Raw genomic sequence first — 14,587 nt, 5'->3', positions numbered from 1 at the left:
GGCTACAGCGCTCCCGGCGCCGCGCCCTCCCGCTGGCCGGTGATTCTCAGCGCGAAGTCGAGCTCGACCGCGGTCTGGCGGATGCGCTCCTCGACTACGAACGAGCCGTGCCCGGCGTCGAAGCGGTAGACCTCGTGGGGGCTGCCGAGTTCGGCGAGGCGCGCGAGGTAGTTGTCGACCTGGCGGATCGGGCAGCGCGGGTCGTTCTCGCCGGCCAGCACCAGCACCGGAGCGCGCACGTCGGCGGCGTAGGTGATGGGGGAGGAGGCCCGGTACAGCTCGGGGACCTCGTCGGGAGAGCCGCCGAACAGCGACCGGTCGAAGGCGCGCAGCGCCTCCATCTGGTCGGCGTAGGCGGCCTCGTAGTCGGCGATGGGCACCGCCGCGATTCCGGCGGTCCAGTCGCCGGGTCGGCGGCCCAGAGCGAGCAGGGCGAGATAGCCGCCCCAGGACCCGCCCTCGATGAGCAGCCGGTCGGGGTCGGCCAGGCCGCTGCCCACCGCCCAGTCGCGCACGGCGGTGATGTCCTCCAGCTCGGTGATGCCCACGCGGCCTTCCAGCGCGTCGCGCCAGGCGGTGCCGTAGCCGGTCGAGCCGCGGTAGTTGACGCGTACCACCGCGAACCCGTGGTCGACCCAGGCCGCCACATCGGGCATGAACGAGTCGTCGTCCTGCATCTGCGGGCCGCCGTGGACGACGAAGACCGCGGGAAGGGGGCGCTCGCCCGCCTCGGGCAGCGAGACCAGCGCGTGGACGCCGCCGCCGGGGCCGTCGACGTGCACGTCGCGCGCCGGCACCGACGGGGGCGCGGCGGGGCCCTCGGGTTCGAGGACCACGGAGCCGGAGGTGCTGCGCACGACGGGCGGGTGCGCGGAGCTGGACCAGGAGTACTCGACGGTGCCGTCGGGGCGGGCGGTGGCGGCCGAGACCACACCGGGCGGGACGTCGAAGGGGGTGAGCACACCCGTGGCGAGGTCGTAGCGGTGCAGCAGGACGCGGCCGCGGGTCTCCTGCGAGATCAGCAGGGCGGCGGCGTCGGGCGTCCAGTCGGCCCGCAGCTCGCCGGACAGGCCGGTGTCGATCCCGCGCTCCTCCCCGGTGACGGGGTCCCACAGGAGCGGGGCGCGGCGGCCGTCGCGCTCGTGCATCACCAGCAGCCGCCGGCCGCCGGGCTCGAAGGCGACGGGGGCCAGGTCCAGGCCGGAGCCGTCCCACAGGTCGGCCACCGGCTCGGCGGCCGGGCCGCCGCCCTCGGCTCGCAGGCGCAGCACGCGCACCGCCATGTGCCGGCTGTCGCCGTGCTCGCTGTGGGCCAGCGCCAGCAGCGAGCCGTCGTCGGAGAGGTCGGCCACCCAGCCCTCGCAGCGGTGCGCGTAGACCGTGCGGGCGGGCCCGCCGGCGGTTCCGGCGTGCGCGCTGAACCCGGAGCCGGTGGAGCGCCCCACCACGGCGAAGCCGCCGGCGCCCAGCGCCAGGCCGCCGGCATGGGAGGGCGGGAGGTCGGGCAGCGGGGTCTCGGCCGGGCCCTCGGAGCCGTCGGGGCCAGTGCCGAAGGGCTGGCGCCGCCACACGCCGAACTCGTCGCCGCCGGTGTCGTCGAACCACCACACCCACGCGCCCGCCGGGTCGAGCGCGCCGTCCTCCGTGCCGTGGGGGCGCTTGGTCAGCTGCCGTCGCTCACCGGTGGCGCGGTCCCAGGAGTGCAGCTCCCAGGTGCCGCTGATGTTGCTGCGGAAAAGCGAGCGGTCCGGAGCCTCCCTCGCCCACGAGGGGAGCCCGACCCTGCCCGCGCGGAACCGATCCTGCCAACGCTCGCCCATGATCTCCAGTAAAGCAGCCCCGATCCCCCTGATGTGCGCGAATCCATCACTCCAGGGGGGCCGCGGGTGCGTTCACCGCGGCAGGACCGCGTCCGTCGGCCGCATCGCGGCACCGTCGGCCTCCAGCAGCCGCTGCACCAGCGCGGGGTCGTAGTCGGCCAGCCCGGCGTCGTTCAGCACGACCATGTCCGTGGGGTGGGGGAGCACCTCGGTGGGGTGCGCCTGGCAGATGCCGGCGATCTCCGCCAGGTCGGGCGCGAAGCCCTCCGGCACGGCGCAGGCACGCAGCGACCGGTAGACGTGCATGCGGAACCAGTAGGGCCCCTCGTCCTCGGTGCGGCCGCGGATGTCGTAGATGCCGGTCGGCGCCAGCGGCCCCAGGCGCACGCCCGCCTCCTCGGCCGCCTCGCGGCGCGCCGCCTGCTCGGCGCTCTCGCCGGGCTGGATACGCCCTCCCGGCAGCAGCCAGTGGCCCGCGTAGACGCCCCGGTTCTGCAGGACGAAGGTGAGGGTCCGCTCGGGGCCGGGCGCGATTGCGGCGGCGGTCATCAGCGGGGCGGGGCCGGTCGAGGGGTGGGAGGAGGTCGTCATGCGGTGCTCTCCTGGTCGGCGTCGGGGGATGGCGGCCTGACGGCCGGAGCGCCCGGCCGCCGCACGCGACGGCCGAGCCGTCGAGCCGAGGCGCCGACCGGTCGGGGCGGTGAAGGGGAGGGCCGCCTCCGACGTGGCGTCCCGGACGGCGGTTCGGGTCGCCTGCGGTGTCCAGCCTTGCGCATATGCCGCGGTCGGCGCCACCGCAGTGGGGATCCGTTACCCCGGGGACGCGCCGGCCGGGGCGCACGCGGAACGCGGTCGGGCCGGTTCCACGTGAAACAGTGCAGGTCGCGGTGCCGCCTGCCCGGCTACGGCCGCGGACCGCCACGCAGCCGCGCCGCGATCCGCACGGCGGTGAGGACCGCCCCCACGATCCCCAGGGCCGCCACCAGCACCGCCAGTGCGGGGAACAGCAGGAACACGTCTACGGGCGTGTAGCTGTTGTCCCGCAGCGCCGGCGCGACGAAGAAGAGCAGCACGGCCGGCGCCGTCGCCGCCGCCTGAGGGAGCAGTCGGGGGACGAACCGCCACGACGGCCAGGCGGCGCGGCGCGTCGACCACCGGGACGCGCGCCGCAGGCCCAGCGTGCCCAATGACAGCGTCAGCAGGGTGAGCGCCCCGAGCGACAGGTCGACCAGGGTCGCCGTCGGCGCCCCGGGCTCGGGATCGCGGCCCTCGGTCAGATCGATGATGCCCGAGCTGATCTCGTAGGCCTGCTCACGGGAGGGCGTGAAGCTGTTCAGCAGCACGGCCACGCCGTAGCCGCTGCTGGGCACCAGGTCCTGCTGTGCGTTGAACCCGGAGACCATCCCGCTGTGCGAGATCCGGGCGGGGGTGATCCCGGGGCTGCTGCGCTGCCAGCCCAGCCCCGACCGCTCGGCGTTGTGCTGCGGTGTGTGCGACTCGCGGATCAGGTCCTCCGAAAGCAGGCGCCGACCGCCGGGGCCGACTCCGCCCCGCTGCTGCATCGCAAGCCACGACGCCATGTCGTGCGCGGTGCTGACGACGCCGCCGGCCCCGCTGTTCATCTCCTCGGCCCCGGTGGCGGGCAGCACGGTTCCGTAGGCGGTGACGTATCCGTCGGCCAGCCCGTCGACCGGCTCGCCCGTGGTGGTGGCGTTGACCGTGTCGTCCATGCCCAGGGGAGCGAAGACCCGGTCGGCGAGGTAGTCGCCGAAGGGGCGTCCGCTCGCCTCCTCGACCACGCGGGCGGCCAGCCAGTAGTTGGCGTTGCTATAGGCGTAGTCGGTGCCGGGCTCGGTGACCGTGGTCCAGCCGCGGGTTCGGGCGGCGCCCTCCTCCAGCGTGTCGGCGGGTCCGACGACGGTCGGGTTGGGCAACCCCGAGGTGTGGGCGAGCAGCTGACGGACCGTGATGGCGCGGCCGAAACCGACGTCGGGCAGGTAGCGGCCGACCGGGGCGTCGAGTTCGAGCCGCCCCTCATCCGCGAGCTGCAGCGCGGCGAAGGCGGTGAATGACTTGGAGACGGAGCCGATGCGCAACCTGCTGTGCTCGGTGAGCGGCTCTCCGCGGGCGTCCTCGCCGTATCCGGCCTCGAATACGGTCTCGCCGTCGTGCACGACCGCGACGGCGGCGCCCGGGAGCCCGTGGCGGTCGAGGTAGTCCGCGATGAACGCGTCGGCCGCGGCAGGGTCGAGCCCCTCGGCGGTGCCCGCGTCCGCGGACGCGGGCACCGCCGAGGGGACGAGGACCGAGGCGGCGAGCGCCAGGAACAGTACGGGGGCCGACCGCATGCGAATACTCCTGTTCTCCGAAGGACCGCGGTCGGCGCGGCGCGAAGGCCGCCTCCCGCCCGGATGGGCGCCGCGAGCAGGTGCCACCGTGCCACCCGCCCGGGGTGCGGCGGATCAGGGCACCACCCTGAGCCGGCCCGGACTCCAGCGGTCACCGGCCGGCGCCGCCGCGGGGGCGGCTCCCCTAAGGGGTCGGCGCAGGTCCGTCCCCGGACACGCCGCGGCGCCCGCCCCGCGAGGGGACGGGCGCCGCCGCGATACGGGAGGCGGTCAGACCACGATCCGCATCGGGTTCTCCAGCACCTCGGCGAGGTCCTTCAGGAAGGCCGCGCCGACCGCGCCGTCGACCGCGCGGTGGTCCACCGACAGCTCCAGCGAGATGGTGTTGCGGACCACGACCTCGCCGTCGCGCACCACCGGCTGCTGCTTCATCGCCCCCACGGCCAGGATGGCCGCCTCCGGCGGGTTGATGACCGCCGAGAAGCTGTCCATCCCGTACATGCCGAGGTTGCTGACGCTGAAGGTGCCGCCGCTCATCTCCTGCGGCTTCAGCTTGCCCTCGCGGGCGCGCCCGGCGAGCTCGCGGCTGCGCTCGCCGATCTCCGACAGCGCCAGCTTGTCGGTGTCGTGCAGCACCGGGACGATCAGCCCGGCCTCCACGGCCACCGCGACGCCCACGTTGATGCGGCCGTGCTGCAGCAGCTTCTCGTCGACCCACGACCGGTTGACCTCGGGGTGGGCGCGCAGGGTGGTGGCGCAGGCCTTGACGATCAGGTCGTTGAAGCTGATCTTGCTGCCGGTGCTCTCCAGCTGGGCGTTGATCTGCGCCCGGAAGTCCTTGAGCCCCTCGGCGTCGATCGTCCGCCGCAGGTAGAAGTGCGGCGCCTCCTGCTTGCTCTGGGTGAGGCGGCGGGCGATCACCTTGCGGACGTTGCTCACCTGGAGCTCGGTCGAGTCGCGGCCGTCGTCGAAGGCCTGCCGGTCGGCCGCGGCCTGCGGCGCGGCCGTTGCCTGCGCCGGGGCGGCCTCGGGCTCGGCCGGGCGCTGCTTGGCGGCGGCCTCGATGTCGGCGCGCACGATCCTGCCCTTGGGGCCCGAGCCGCTGATCGACTCGATGTCGAGCCCGTACTCGCGGGCGAGCCGGCGCGCCAGCGGGGAGCTGCGCGGGCGCGTGCCCGCGGAGTCGCCGGAGCCGTCGGGTCCGGAGGGGGCGGGCTGCGGCGGCGCCTGCTCGCCGCCGCCCTGCGGGCGGGCCGGCGCCTCCTGGCCGGCCGTGCCGCTCTCGGCGGTCTTCTCCTCGGTGGGAGCCGCCGCCCCTCCGGAGGAGGACTCCTCGGGCACCGCGTCGGGAGTCTCGCCGATGTGGCCGATCACCGCGCCGATCGGGACGGTGTCGCCCTCGGAGACCGACTGCTGGACGAGGTAGCCGTCCTCGTAGGCCTCGTACTCCATGACGGCCTTGTCGGTCTCGATCTCGACCAGGACGTCGCCCGAGGCGACTTTGTCGCCGACGTTCTTGACCCAGGAGCTGATGACGCCTTCCTCCATGGTGTCGGAGAGGCGCGGCATGTAGATCTCTGACATCGTGTGGTTCCCCTTCACCCGACTCGCTTGCCCACAGCGCTCAGGGTCTCCTTGACGGCGGTGGTGATCGACTCTGCCGACGGAAGCGCCGCGGTCTCCAGCGGCTTGGCGTAGGGGAGCGGCACCTCGGCCATGGCCACCCGGCGCACCGGGGCGTCCAGGTAGTCGAAGGCTCCCTCCTGGATGGACGCGGCGATCTCGGCGCCGATGCCGTAGGTCAGCCAGTCGTCTTCGGCGATGACCGCGCAGCCGGTCTTGCGGACCGAGTCGACGACGGTCTGCCGGTCCAGCGGGCGCAGGCTGCGCAGGTCCACGACCTCGACGCTGATGTCCTGCTCGGCGAGCCGCTCGGCGACCTGCAGGCCGACGGCGGCCATGCGCGAGTAGCCGATGAGCGTGATGTCGGCGCCCTCCCGGGTGACGGCGGCGCGGCCGATCTCGGCGACCGACTCGTCCCCGTCGGGTACCTCGCCCTTGGAGTTGTACAGCCCCAGGTTCTCCAGGAGCATCACCGGGTCGTCGTCGCGCACGGCCGCGCGGAGCATGGCGGCGGCGTCGGCCGGGGAACTGGGGGCGAGGACCTTCAGCCCGGGGATGAAGGAGTAGAACAGCTCGATGTTCTGCGAGTGCGTCGCACCGAGCTGCTGCCCGCCGCCTCCGGGCGTGCGGATGACCATCGGCACGCTGGTCTGGCCGCCGAACATCCCGTAGACCTTGGCGGCGTGGTTGATGATCTGGTCGACGGCGATCAGGGAGAAGTTGATCGTCATCAGCTCGACGACGGGGCGCAGCCCCAGCATCGCCGCGCCGACGGAAGCGCCGACGAAGCCCTCCTCCGAGATCGGGGTGTCACGCACCCGGTTCTCGCCGAACTCGGTGAGCAGCCCCTCAGTGATCTTGTAGGAGCCCTCGAAGAGGCCGATCTCCTCGCCGAGAAGCAGGACGTTCTCGTCGCGGAGCATCTCCGCCCGCAGCGTGTCGCGCAGGGCCTGGCGGTAAGTGATCACGGACATGTACCCGCTCCTTGGTCTATTCGGCGAACACCGGGTCGGCGGGCATGCGGCGCGACTCGTTCGCCACGGGGGTGGCGTAGGTGTAGTCGAACAGCGTGGAGACATCGGGGTGGGGGCTGTTCTCGGCGAAGTCCGCGGCGTCGGCGACCTCCTCCTTGACCGAGTCGGAGATCTCCTGCTTCTTCTCCTCGGTCAGCACGCCCGCCTTCTCCAGCTGCTCGGCGAAGTCGGCGACCGGGTCGTTGGACCGGGCCTCGGCGACCTGCTCCTCGGTGCGGTACTTGGCCGGGTCGACCACGGAGTGGCCCTTGAGGCGGTAGCTCGTGCACTCCAGGATGTAGGGCCGCTGCTCGGAGCGGGCCTTCTCGACGAGGTCGGTGGCGGCGTCGCGCACGGCCAGCACGTCGCGCCCGTCCACGCGCACGCCCTCGATGCGGAAGGCGGAGCCGCGCTTGTAGAGGTCGGGCTCGGCGGAGGAGCGGTCGACCGACGTGCCCATGCCGGTGAAGTTGTTCACGATGGCGTAGACGATGGGCAGGTTCCACAGCGAAGCGAGGTTGAGGGCCTCGTGCCAGGCTCCGATGTTGGTGGTGCCGTCACCCATCTGGCACATGACGATCTCGTCGCCGCCGCGGTAGGAGACCGCCAGCGCAGCACCGGTGGCCAGGGGGAGCTGGCCGCCCACGATGCCGTAGCCGCCGAGCATGCGGGTCTCGGTGTCGTACATGTGCATGGAGCCGCCCCAGCCCTTGGCCACACCGTCGGTGCGCCCGTAGAGCTCGGCCATGACCCGCCGCGGGCTCATGCCCTTGTGGATGGCGTAGCCGTGGTCGCGGTAGTTGGTGTAGAGGTAGTCGCGCTCCTGCAGGGAGTCCATGAGGCCCACCACCGTGGCCTCCTCGCCCAGGTTCAGGTGGCAGTAGCCCCCGATGCGCGCCTGGGTGTAGGCCTGGCCCGTGCGCTCCTCGAACCGGCGGACCAGCAGCATCCGCCGGTAGTAGTCGAGCAGTACCTCGGGCTTCTCGTCGGCGACCCCGGAGGTCGCGCCGCGCGCGGCCGAGGTCGTGCTGTCCTTCCGGCTCCGCCGGCGGCCCCCCGTGCTCCTGGCGGTGCCGCCGCCCTTCGCTTTGGCCGTGTCAGCCATGCTGGTGCCTTTCTACGTGCGGAGGCGGCCTTGCGGGGGCCGGTGGGCCCGGGAAGGCCGCTACCCGGGTACGCGGTCGGAACCGGGCCCGGGAAGAGGGTGCGCCGGCGCCGGGCTCAATCGGCGGGGCGCGCAAGTGGCTGGTTGGCTGTCCGTGGCTGGACTCGCGTCCGCCCGCCTCCCGTGTCACCCTTCCCCGGTTCCGGGCTCGGGTCACTCGTTTCGGTCGGCTCGCGTAGCTCCGTCGGCGCACATACCGTGTGATGTGCGTCGCGCACACTCTACGTACTGATCGATGATCGATCAATACGACTTTACGGGACACCAATCGCGAATCGGGCAGGCGGGGCGGCACGTCCCCGGGCGTATCAGCCCGTGCGGCCGTAGGTCTTCAGCGCGGCTTCCACGTAGTTGAGGACGTGCTCGCGCACCATGCGCCCCACATCCGGGTCCGCTCTGCGGAAGGCGTCGGTGATCTGGGCGTGGTCGGCCGCCTTGGCGTGCAGCTCCATGTTCAGCCAGCGCACGGACAGCCGCGTCCACACCTCGACGCCCAGGGACTCCCAGGTGTGCAAGAGCACACTGTTGTCGGCCGCCCGCACGATCTCGCGGTGGAACTCCACGCTGTGCTTGATCTGCTCCTCGACGTCGCTGTCGGCCGTGGCGCGGCGCAGGGCCTCGACCTCGCGCTCCAGCGGGCGCGGGTCGGCCGCCAGCCGCGGCGACGCAAGCTCGGCCGCCACCAGTTCGAGGCCGGCGCGCACCGGGTAGATCTCGGCCATGTCCGCCACGCCGAAGTCGCGAACGCGCGCGCCCTTGTTGGGCACCGACTCGATCAGGCGCAGGTTCTCCAGCTCGCGCAGGGCCTCGCGCACCGGCGCCTGGCTGACGTTGAACTCGGTCGCCACGCGGCGCTCGACGATGCGCTCGCCCGGCTGCCAGCGGCCCGAGAGCAGACCTTCCACCAGCATGTGCCGGATCTGCTCACGCAGCGGGTTCCGGGACAGGCGGACGTGGTCGTCCGGCCACTCCGGGAGGTCGACCATCAACGGCCTTTCTGCTCAGGGCCCCGGGCAGGGCGCCACGCGGTGAGAGGAGTCGGTTTCCACTACGAAGCGTGCCATACGCGGGACGGCCCGGACCTATGCCGGGCTGGGTCCGCGCCGCGGCCGACGCCGGTGGGCGCGGGGGTGAACAATAACCGGAACCGCGCTGACCAGGGGGTGAAACCGGAGTCCGGAGGAGGGGCACTCTGCGAGTGTCAGTGCCGCCGCGGGCAGCGGGACGCTATGCTCGACTGTCGGAAATGTTCCATCCAAGCCAGCCAAGCGAGGCGGACCGGCGGAGTGCACCGCTTCCGCGGTGCGGCCGCCCGGTCGGCGGCGCGTGTCCGCACCGTCCCCGGTGCGGTCTCCGGCGGCGCCGGTGCCCCACTGGCCGGCTAGCCAGGGGAGGCCGCGGCCCCCGTGTCCCCGGCGCCTTGGCGCACCCGTTCCCAACCGATCCAGACCGAGCGGCGAGCCCGTCCCCCCAACGCACAAACGTGCCGCAGGCCAGCCCACGAATCGTGAGACAGCACTGAGCACATGATGCATACATTGCGGATCCGGTCGAACCCGCCGTTGCGCGCCGGGATATCGAGACCCATGTCACAGACCCGGCGATCGCTCGGTGTCGGCTCCCAGACCTCGGTCGGCGGCGCCGCATCAGGCCGACGGTCCAGGTCACCGCAGGTCACCTGGCCAAGCGTGAGCGAAATCGCGTGGGGCCTGGCGTCCGACAAGACGGCGATCATGCTGGCTGTGGCATTGATCATCATGACCGTTCTCTCAGCCGGCCCGCTCCACCCTATCGACAATCTGATCAACAACGCACCTCGGCCGTTCTGGGAGCAGCTGCGCATTCCGATGATCTTGTGGCCCGACACGGTCGCCTCGCGGTTCGTGGCGCTGCCGGTGCTGGGCGTGACGTGCCTGCAGCTGGCCTACTGGCACCGCTCCTGGCGGCCGATCATCCTGGGCGCCGTCGGCCCCTTCGGCATGGTCTGCCTCGTCGCGGCGATGAAGCTGCTGTTCACCCGCAGCCATCCGCGCACGCAGGACCCCGCGTTCTTCTCCGACTCCGGAGTCTCCTTCCCCTCCGGGCACGGCGCCAACGCCATCCTCATCTACGGGCTCGTCCTGTTCCTGATCATCCGCTACCGGGCGGCGCGGCCGCACATCGTCCGCCGGCTGGCCTACTGCATCGTGGGCATCGCCGTGCTGCAGGCGATGGTGTCGGTATACCTGCACTTCCACTGGTTCACCGACCTGCTGACCGGCATGGTCGCCGGCGGCCTCGCACTCGCGTTGACCATCCGGCTGGACCGGATGATCCCCGAGGGGCGCACCGTCTACTGGTGGCCCTGGTACGGCGGCAGCCTGTGGCGCGGCGAGGACCCCGACAGCGACGGGGCCGACCGCGCCGACGAGCGGGCCGAGGACGGCCCGGGCGACCGGGCCGAGCGGGGCTGAGCCCCGCCGCCCTACTCCGGACCGCGGCCTCCCCGCGGCGCGACGAGGCCGGCTCCGCCGTCGGGCGGGCTCATCCCGCCGGCGCGGCGGCGTCCAACCGCCCGCTGAGCTCCTTGGCGAAGAAGTCGAAGAACCCGTCGGGATCGGGCCCGGCGTTGACCAGCGCGAGCCGGTCGAACCCGGCGTCGGCGAACTGCTTGACGGCGGCGGCGTGGCGCTCGGGATCGGGCCCGTAGCCGAACGCGGAGGCCATGTCCTCTTCGCGCACGTGGGCCGTCGCCGCCTCGAAGTTGGCCACGTTGGGCAGTTCGGCCTGGACCTTCCAGCCGGTCACGCCGAAGCGGAACATGCGGTGTGCGGACTTCAGCGCGGTCTCCTCGTCGGGCGCCCAGGACAGCGGCACCTCGGCGTAGCGGGGCCCGCTGCCGCCGGCGTGGCGGTAGGCGCGGGTCAGCGCGTGGTCGGGCTCGGTCGCGAAGAGGGCGTCGCCCTGCTCGGCGGCCAGGCTTGCCGCCGCCTCCCCGCCCGCTGCCACCGCGATCAGCGGCGGGTCCTCGGGCAGGTCGAACACTCGGGCGTCGACCAGCCGCAGGTGCTCGCCCTCGAATGAGCGGTAGCCGCCCTGCCACAGCAGCCGGATGATCTGCAGCGACTCCCGCAGCATCGCGTGGCGTTCGGCGACCGAAGGCCAGGGCCTGCCGACCACGTGCTCGTTGAGCTGCTCGCCCGCGCCCAGGCCGAGTACGAAGCGCCCGTCGGCCAGCAGCGCGGTCGTGGCCGCGGCCTGCGCGACCAGAGCGGGGTGGTAGCGGATGAACGGGCAGGTCACCCCGGTGGCCAGGCCGATCCGCCGGGTGCGGGCCGCGATGGCGGCCAGGATCGACCAGGCGAAGCCCGAGTGCCCGTGGCTCTCCAGCCACGGGTGGTAGTGGTCGCTGATCTCGACGAAGTCGAAGCCCGCCGCCTCGGCGCGCTCGGCTTGGCGCACCATCTCCTGCGGCGAGTAGCCCTCGGCGAAGAGCTTGTAGCCGATCTGCATGATCCCTCCACGACTGACGCCGGCGTCCGGCGTGCCGCTACCCGGGTGACCGGGGGGCATGCCACGGCGGCGCAGGCCCGGGAGGGCGCGGTGCGGTGGGCTCAGCTGCCGTCGCGCACGTCGGCGATGCGCTCGGCGGAGTAGGCGATCTCCTCGAAGCGGACCGTCGTGCCCGCGCCCGTGGGGCTCTGGGCGAGGAAGCCGACCTCGGCCTCGTCGTGCAGCGCGAAGTACCGGATCAGCTCCCAGGGGCCGTCGTCCACACGCACGTGGAAGACGTAGGCCGAGCCGGTGCGGCCGGCGCGCAGCCGGACGTCGGCGGCCGCGGGGTCGGCTCGGAAGGAGTTGCAGTCGTCGCTGACACCGCGGTTGACCACCGACACCACGGTCGCACTGCCCTGCGGTGACGCCTCCACGCACAGTTTGGCCCAGGTGTCGGGACCGGAGTGCAGGACCAGGGCGGCCGCGTCGAAGGTCGCGGTCAGGTCGACGCGCACCAGCGCGCTGACGCAGAAGTCGCCGTTGAGCGCGCCCACGAGCGCGGGGGCGTTGTCGTGGCGCGTGCCGTCGGCGGGGTCGGTGAACAGGTCGGTGCCCCCGGCGGCGCTGACGACGAGCTTGTCGTAGCCCTCGACCGTGTAGGCCTCGGGCGCGTTGAGCCAGCGCATCGCGACGGGGAATGCCGACAGGGAGACGGGATCGGCCATGAGGGGCTCCAATGGCGCGCAGGGGCCGCGGGCTGCGGCGGTTGAACGGGCGGGACCGGGCTCGCTCCGCCGTGGGGATAGGCGAGGAACATACTGATCGCCGGTCGGCCGCGGCAAGGGTCTATCGGCAGTGGCGCGAACCGGTGCGCGGCCGATTCGGGAGCGCTCCCATTCTACGGCGCCGGTTCTGCTTCTGCGCGGGGACCTCCAGCACACAGGCGTTTCCGGGGCGGGCCGAGGGCCGTTCCGCGGGCGGCGCGGCGCCCTCATGCGCCTCCCCGGCGGGCCTCTATGCTGAACCCGCGGGCACGCCGGTGCGGCGGGCCCGGTCGGACGGACGCGGGGCGAAGGGGACGGATGGAAGGCATGGCGCGCGAATCCGGTGGAGCGTCCGCGCAGGGCGGGGGCGCGGTCGGCGGCCCGATGCGGGAGCGGCTGCGCACGATCCCGGTGTTCGCAGGAGAGGTCCCGGCGTTCGACCCCGATACGGCCCCGGACGACCCGGTGGAGCTGTTCACGCAGTGGCTCGACCACGCCCTTCGCGTAGGGGTGCCCGAGCCGCACGTGATGAACCTGGCCACGGCCGACGCCGCCAATCGCGTGGCCTCCCGCTTCCTCATCCTCAAGGACGCCGGCCCGCACGGCTGGTCGTTCGCGACGGGCTCGGCCAGCCCCAAGGGGCGCGACCTGGACGCGAACCCGCACGCGGCACTGGCCTGCTACTGGCCGCGGGTGGGCCGCCAGATCCGGATCGCCGGCACCGCCGCGCCCGAGAGCCGGCGCACCAGCGCCGCCGACTTCCTTGCCCGCTCTCCCGACGCGCGTGCGGAGGCGCTGGTGGGCGGGCAGAGCGCGCCGATGGACTCGGTGCAGGAGCACGAGCGCGAGCTGTCCGCGGCCCGCGAGCGCATCGCCGCGGACCCCTCGCTCGTCGCGCCCGAGTGGACCCTGTACACGCTGCGCCCCGACTACGTGGAGTTCTGGCAGGGCTCGCGCGACCGCAACCACGTCCGCCTGCGCTACACGGCGGCGGGGGAGGGCCGGTGGCAGCGGGCGCTGCTGCGGCCCTGAGCGCGGTCGGCGCGGCGGTCCGCCGCGAATGTCACCGGGACGCGCAACGATGGTGCTGCGGCGTGTGCCGCCGCGCCCGCCCGGACCGAGACCCCGAAGAGGAGCCACCGATGATCGGCCGCCTTTCCACCGTCGTCCTGGACTGCCCCGACCCCCACGCGCTGGCCGCGTTCTACTCCGAGCTGCTCGGTATGCCGATCACGCGGGTCGACGGCGACTGGATCGACATCGGCGAGCGGGGGGCCACGCAGGTGAGCTTCCAGCACGCCCCCGACCACGTACCGCCGCGCTGGCCCGACCCCGCCTATCCGCAGCAGTTGCACCTCGACGTCGAGGTCGAGGACATCGCCGCGGCCGAGGAGCGGGTGCTCGCCCTCGGCGCGACCAAGGTGGGCGAGGGCCGCGACTTCCGCGTCTACACCGACCCCGCCGGACACCCGTTCTGCCTGGTCTTCGAGTCCTCCCTGGCCGCGGGGTGAGCGGCGGCCGCTCCGGCGCCGCGGCGGGAGGGTCCGCGGGCGCGCGTCACTGATCGTGCGGACGTCCGCGTCGCGATGCGGGCGCCCGTCCGCGCCTGCGCACGCCTTCCGGGCGGCGCGGGTGGGCCGGCGGCGCGCGCCGCTCCGGCGTGGCACCGACCGCGGCGGGCCGAGGCGTGTTCGACTGAAGTACGGGCTGGTCGGCCGCACGACCTTGCGGCACCGGGCCCACTTCGCCGCAGCACCGGCCCGGCTCGCCGGGCCGGGGACCGCCTCCGCCGCGCACGCCCGCTCGCGCTCCTGCGCGCATGCGTGCCTGCACCGGTGAGGGCGGCCCCGACACCAGGGGAGGCAGCGCATGCCGATCACCGAGACCCTGTTCGACGACTTCATCCACGTGCGGCCGCGGTTGGCGATCCTGGTCCGACTGGCACGCGCGGGGTGGGTGGAGTTCACCCAGGTGCGCGAGAGCGTCGGATGCAGCGAGTCGGCGCTGTCCAAACAGGTCACCGCGCTGAAGGACGCCGGGTACACCGAGGTGCGCAAGATGACCGAGCGCCACCGGCGCCGCACCTGGATACGGCTGACCGACGAAGGAAGCGCCGCGCTGGCGCGCCACCTGGACGCGCTGGAGCGCCTCTGCGCCCACGTGCGCGGCCCGGGCCCGCGGCCCTGAGCGGGCGCGGTCGCGCACCGGCCGATCCGGTCTGCGGGCCGTCGCCGGTGGACGCACCGCCCGACACGGCGCTCTCGCCCCTGCCGGGCGAGGTGCCCCCAGCGACCCGGTGCGCTTGTTTCGGTCGACCTTTAGGCCCGTGATTCGGTCACTCCTATTGCGTTATGTGTTCCGAAATTATCGGAACCCGCAC

At 73.2% G+C, this 14,587-nt stretch carries 13 protein-coding genes; 4 read left to right on the top strand and 9 right to left on the bottom strand.

The window, feature by feature from the left end; all coding sequences use genetic code 11:
- Positions 1 to 2 precede the first annotated feature (2 nt).
- The 7 genes from ABD284_RS05860 to ABD284_RS05830 form a co-directional block, all read right to left on the bottom strand.
- Positions 3 to 1,820 carry a S9 family peptidase gene (locus tag ABD284_RS05860; RefSeq protein WP_344141402.1) on the bottom strand — a complete coding sequence of 606 codons (1,818 nt, stop codon included), beginning with the start codon at positions 1,818 to 1,820 and terminating at the stop codon, positions 3 to 5.
- Positions 1,821 to 1,892: 72 nt separating this feature from the next.
- Positions 1,893 to 2,411 (bottom strand): NUDIX domain-containing protein, encoded by a 519-nt coding sequence (locus ABD284_RS05855; RefSeq protein ID WP_344141400.1) that lies wholly within the window; start codon positions 2,409 to 2,411, stop codon positions 1,893 to 1,895.
- A 311-nt stretch (positions 2,412 to 2,722) separates the two neighbouring features.
- A complete protein-coding gene (locus ABD284_RS05850; protein ID WP_344141399.1) occupies positions 2,723 to 4,168 on the bottom strand; it encodes a serine hydrolase domain-containing protein in 1,446 nt (481 codons plus the stop codon).
- Between the two features lie 270 nt (positions 4,169 to 4,438).
- Positions 4,439 to 5,752, bottom strand: a complete 1,314-nt coding sequence (locus ABD284_RS05845) for a dihydrolipoamide acetyltransferase family protein (protein ID WP_344141398.1) — start codon at positions 5,750 to 5,752, stop codon at positions 4,439 to 4,441.
- Positions 5,753 to 5,766: 14 nt separating this feature from the next.
- The gene (locus tag ABD284_RS05840; RefSeq protein ID WP_344141397.1) at positions 5,767 to 6,765 is read right to left on the bottom strand and encodes an alpha-ketoacid dehydrogenase subunit beta; all 999 of its coding nucleotides are present in this window, start codon (positions 6,763 to 6,765) and stop codon (positions 5,767 to 5,769) included.
- Positions 6,766 to 6,781: 16 nt separating this feature from the next.
- A complete protein-coding gene (gene pdhA, locus ABD284_RS05835; protein ID WP_344141395.1) occupies positions 6,782 to 7,909 on the bottom strand; it encodes a pyruvate dehydrogenase (acetyl-transferring) E1 component subunit alpha in 1,128 nt (375 codons plus the stop codon).
- 368 nt (positions 7,910 to 8,277) lie between these two features.
- The gene (locus tag ABD284_RS05830; protein ID WP_344141393.1) at positions 8,278 to 8,955 is read right to left on the bottom strand and encodes a GntR family transcriptional regulator; all 678 of its coding nucleotides are present in this window, start codon (positions 8,953 to 8,955) and stop codon (positions 8,278 to 8,280) included.
- Between the two features lie 702 nt (positions 8,956 to 9,657).
- On the opposite strand from ABD284_RS05830, the gene ABD284_RS05825 reads away from it, so the two are divergent.
- Complete coding sequence (locus ABD284_RS05825; RefSeq protein ID WP_344141392.1) at positions 9,658 to 10,422, top strand: phosphatase PAP2 family protein; 765 nt, start codon at positions 9,658 to 9,660, stop codon at positions 10,420 to 10,422.
- Positions 10,423 to 10,492: 70 nt separating this feature from the next.
- On the opposite strand, the gene ABD284_RS05820 is transcribed toward ABD284_RS05825, so the two are convergent.
- Positions 10,493 to 11,461, bottom strand: coding sequence for a TIGR03557 family F420-dependent LLM class oxidoreductase (locus ABD284_RS05820; RefSeq protein ID WP_344141390.1), 969 nt, complete (start codon positions 11,459 to 11,461; stop codon positions 10,493 to 10,495).
- Between the two features lie 101 nt (positions 11,462 to 11,562).
- Complete coding sequence (locus ABD284_RS05815) at positions 11,563 to 12,168, bottom strand: DUF1349 domain-containing protein (RefSeq protein WP_344141389.1); 606 nt, start codon at positions 12,166 to 12,168, stop codon at positions 11,563 to 11,565.
- Between the two features lie 366 nt (positions 12,169 to 12,534).
- Between ABD284_RS05815 and ABD284_RS05810 the strand changes: the two genes are divergently transcribed.
- The 3 genes from ABD284_RS05810 to ABD284_RS05800 all read left to right on the top strand — a co-directional run bounded on the left by ABD284_RS05810 (position 12,535) and on the right by ABD284_RS05800 (position 14,394).
- Entirely contained in the window at positions 12,535 to 13,239 is a 705-nt protein-coding gene (locus ABD284_RS05810; protein WP_344141388.1) for a pyridoxine/pyridoxamine 5'-phosphate oxidase, read from the top strand.
- Positions 13,240 to 13,349: 110 nt separating this feature from the next.
- The gene (locus ABD284_RS05805; RefSeq protein ID WP_344141387.1) at positions 13,350 to 13,718 is read left to right on the top strand and encodes a VOC family protein; all 369 of its coding nucleotides are present in this window, start codon (positions 13,350 to 13,352) and stop codon (positions 13,716 to 13,718) included.
- A 358-nt stretch (positions 13,719 to 14,076) separates the two neighbouring features.
- Positions 14,077 to 14,394, top strand: a complete 318-nt coding sequence (locus ABD284_RS05800; RefSeq protein WP_344141386.1) for a transcriptional regulator — start codon at positions 14,077 to 14,079, stop codon at positions 14,392 to 14,394.
- The last annotated feature ends 193 nt before the right edge of the window (positions 14,395 to 14,587 follow it).

This window comes from Streptomonospora arabica, assembly GCF_039531585.1.
In the GTDB taxonomy this organism is placed as follows: domain Bacteria; phylum Actinomycetota; class Actinomycetes; order Streptosporangiales; family Streptosporangiaceae; genus Streptomonospora; species Streptomonospora halophila.
Note: the sequence above shows the minus strand (reverse complement) of the source record. Positions and strands in the feature narration are given on the sequence as shown.

Bases quoted from the DNA above. Each gene is read 5' to 3' on its own strand.
- ABD284_RS05845 (WP_344141398.1), bottom strand. From the start codon at position 5,752: ATGTCAGAGATCTACATGCCGCGCCTCTCCGACACCATGGAGGAAGGC.
- ABD284_RS05855 (WP_344141400.1), bottom strand. From the start codon at position 2,411: ATGACGACCTCCTCCCACCCCTCGACCGGCCCCGCCCCGCTGATGACC.
- ABD284_RS05805 (WP_344141387.1), top strand. From the start codon at position 13,350: ATGATCGGCCGCCTTTCCACCGTCGTCCTGGACTGCCCCGACCCCCAC.
- pdhA (WP_344141395.1), bottom strand. From the start codon at position 7,909: ATGGCTGACACGGCCAAAGCGAAGGGCGGCGGCACCGCCAGGAGCACG.
- ABD284_RS05840 (WP_344141397.1), bottom strand. From the start codon at position 6,765: ATGTCCGTGATCACTTACCGCCAGGCCCTGCGCGACACGCTGCGGGCG.
- ABD284_RS05815 (WP_344141389.1), bottom strand. From the start codon at position 12,168: ATGGCCGATCCCGTCTCCCTGTCGGCATTCCCCGTCGCGATGCGCTGG.
- ABD284_RS05860 (WP_344141402.1), bottom strand. From the start codon at position 1,820: ATGGGCGAGCGTTGGCAGGATCGGTTCCGCGCGGGCAGGGTCGGGCTC.
- ABD284_RS05810 (WP_344141388.1), top strand. From the start codon at position 12,535: ATGGCGCGCGAATCCGGTGGAGCGTCCGCGCAGGGCGGGGGCGCGGTC.
- ABD284_RS05800 (WP_344141386.1), top strand. From the start codon at position 14,077: ATGCCGATCACCGAGACCCTGTTCGACGACTTCATCCACGTGCGGCCG.
- ABD284_RS05850 (WP_344141399.1), bottom strand. From the start codon at position 4,168: ATGCGGTCGGCCCCCGTACTGTTCCTGGCGCTCGCCGCCTCGGTCCTC.
- ABD284_RS05830 (WP_344141393.1), bottom strand. From the start codon at position 8,955: ATGGTCGACCTCCCGGAGTGGCCGGACGACCACGTCCGCCTGTCCCGG.
- ABD284_RS05820 (WP_344141390.1), bottom strand. From the start codon at position 11,461: ATGCAGATCGGCTACAAGCTCTTCGCCGAGGGCTACTCGCCGCAGGAG.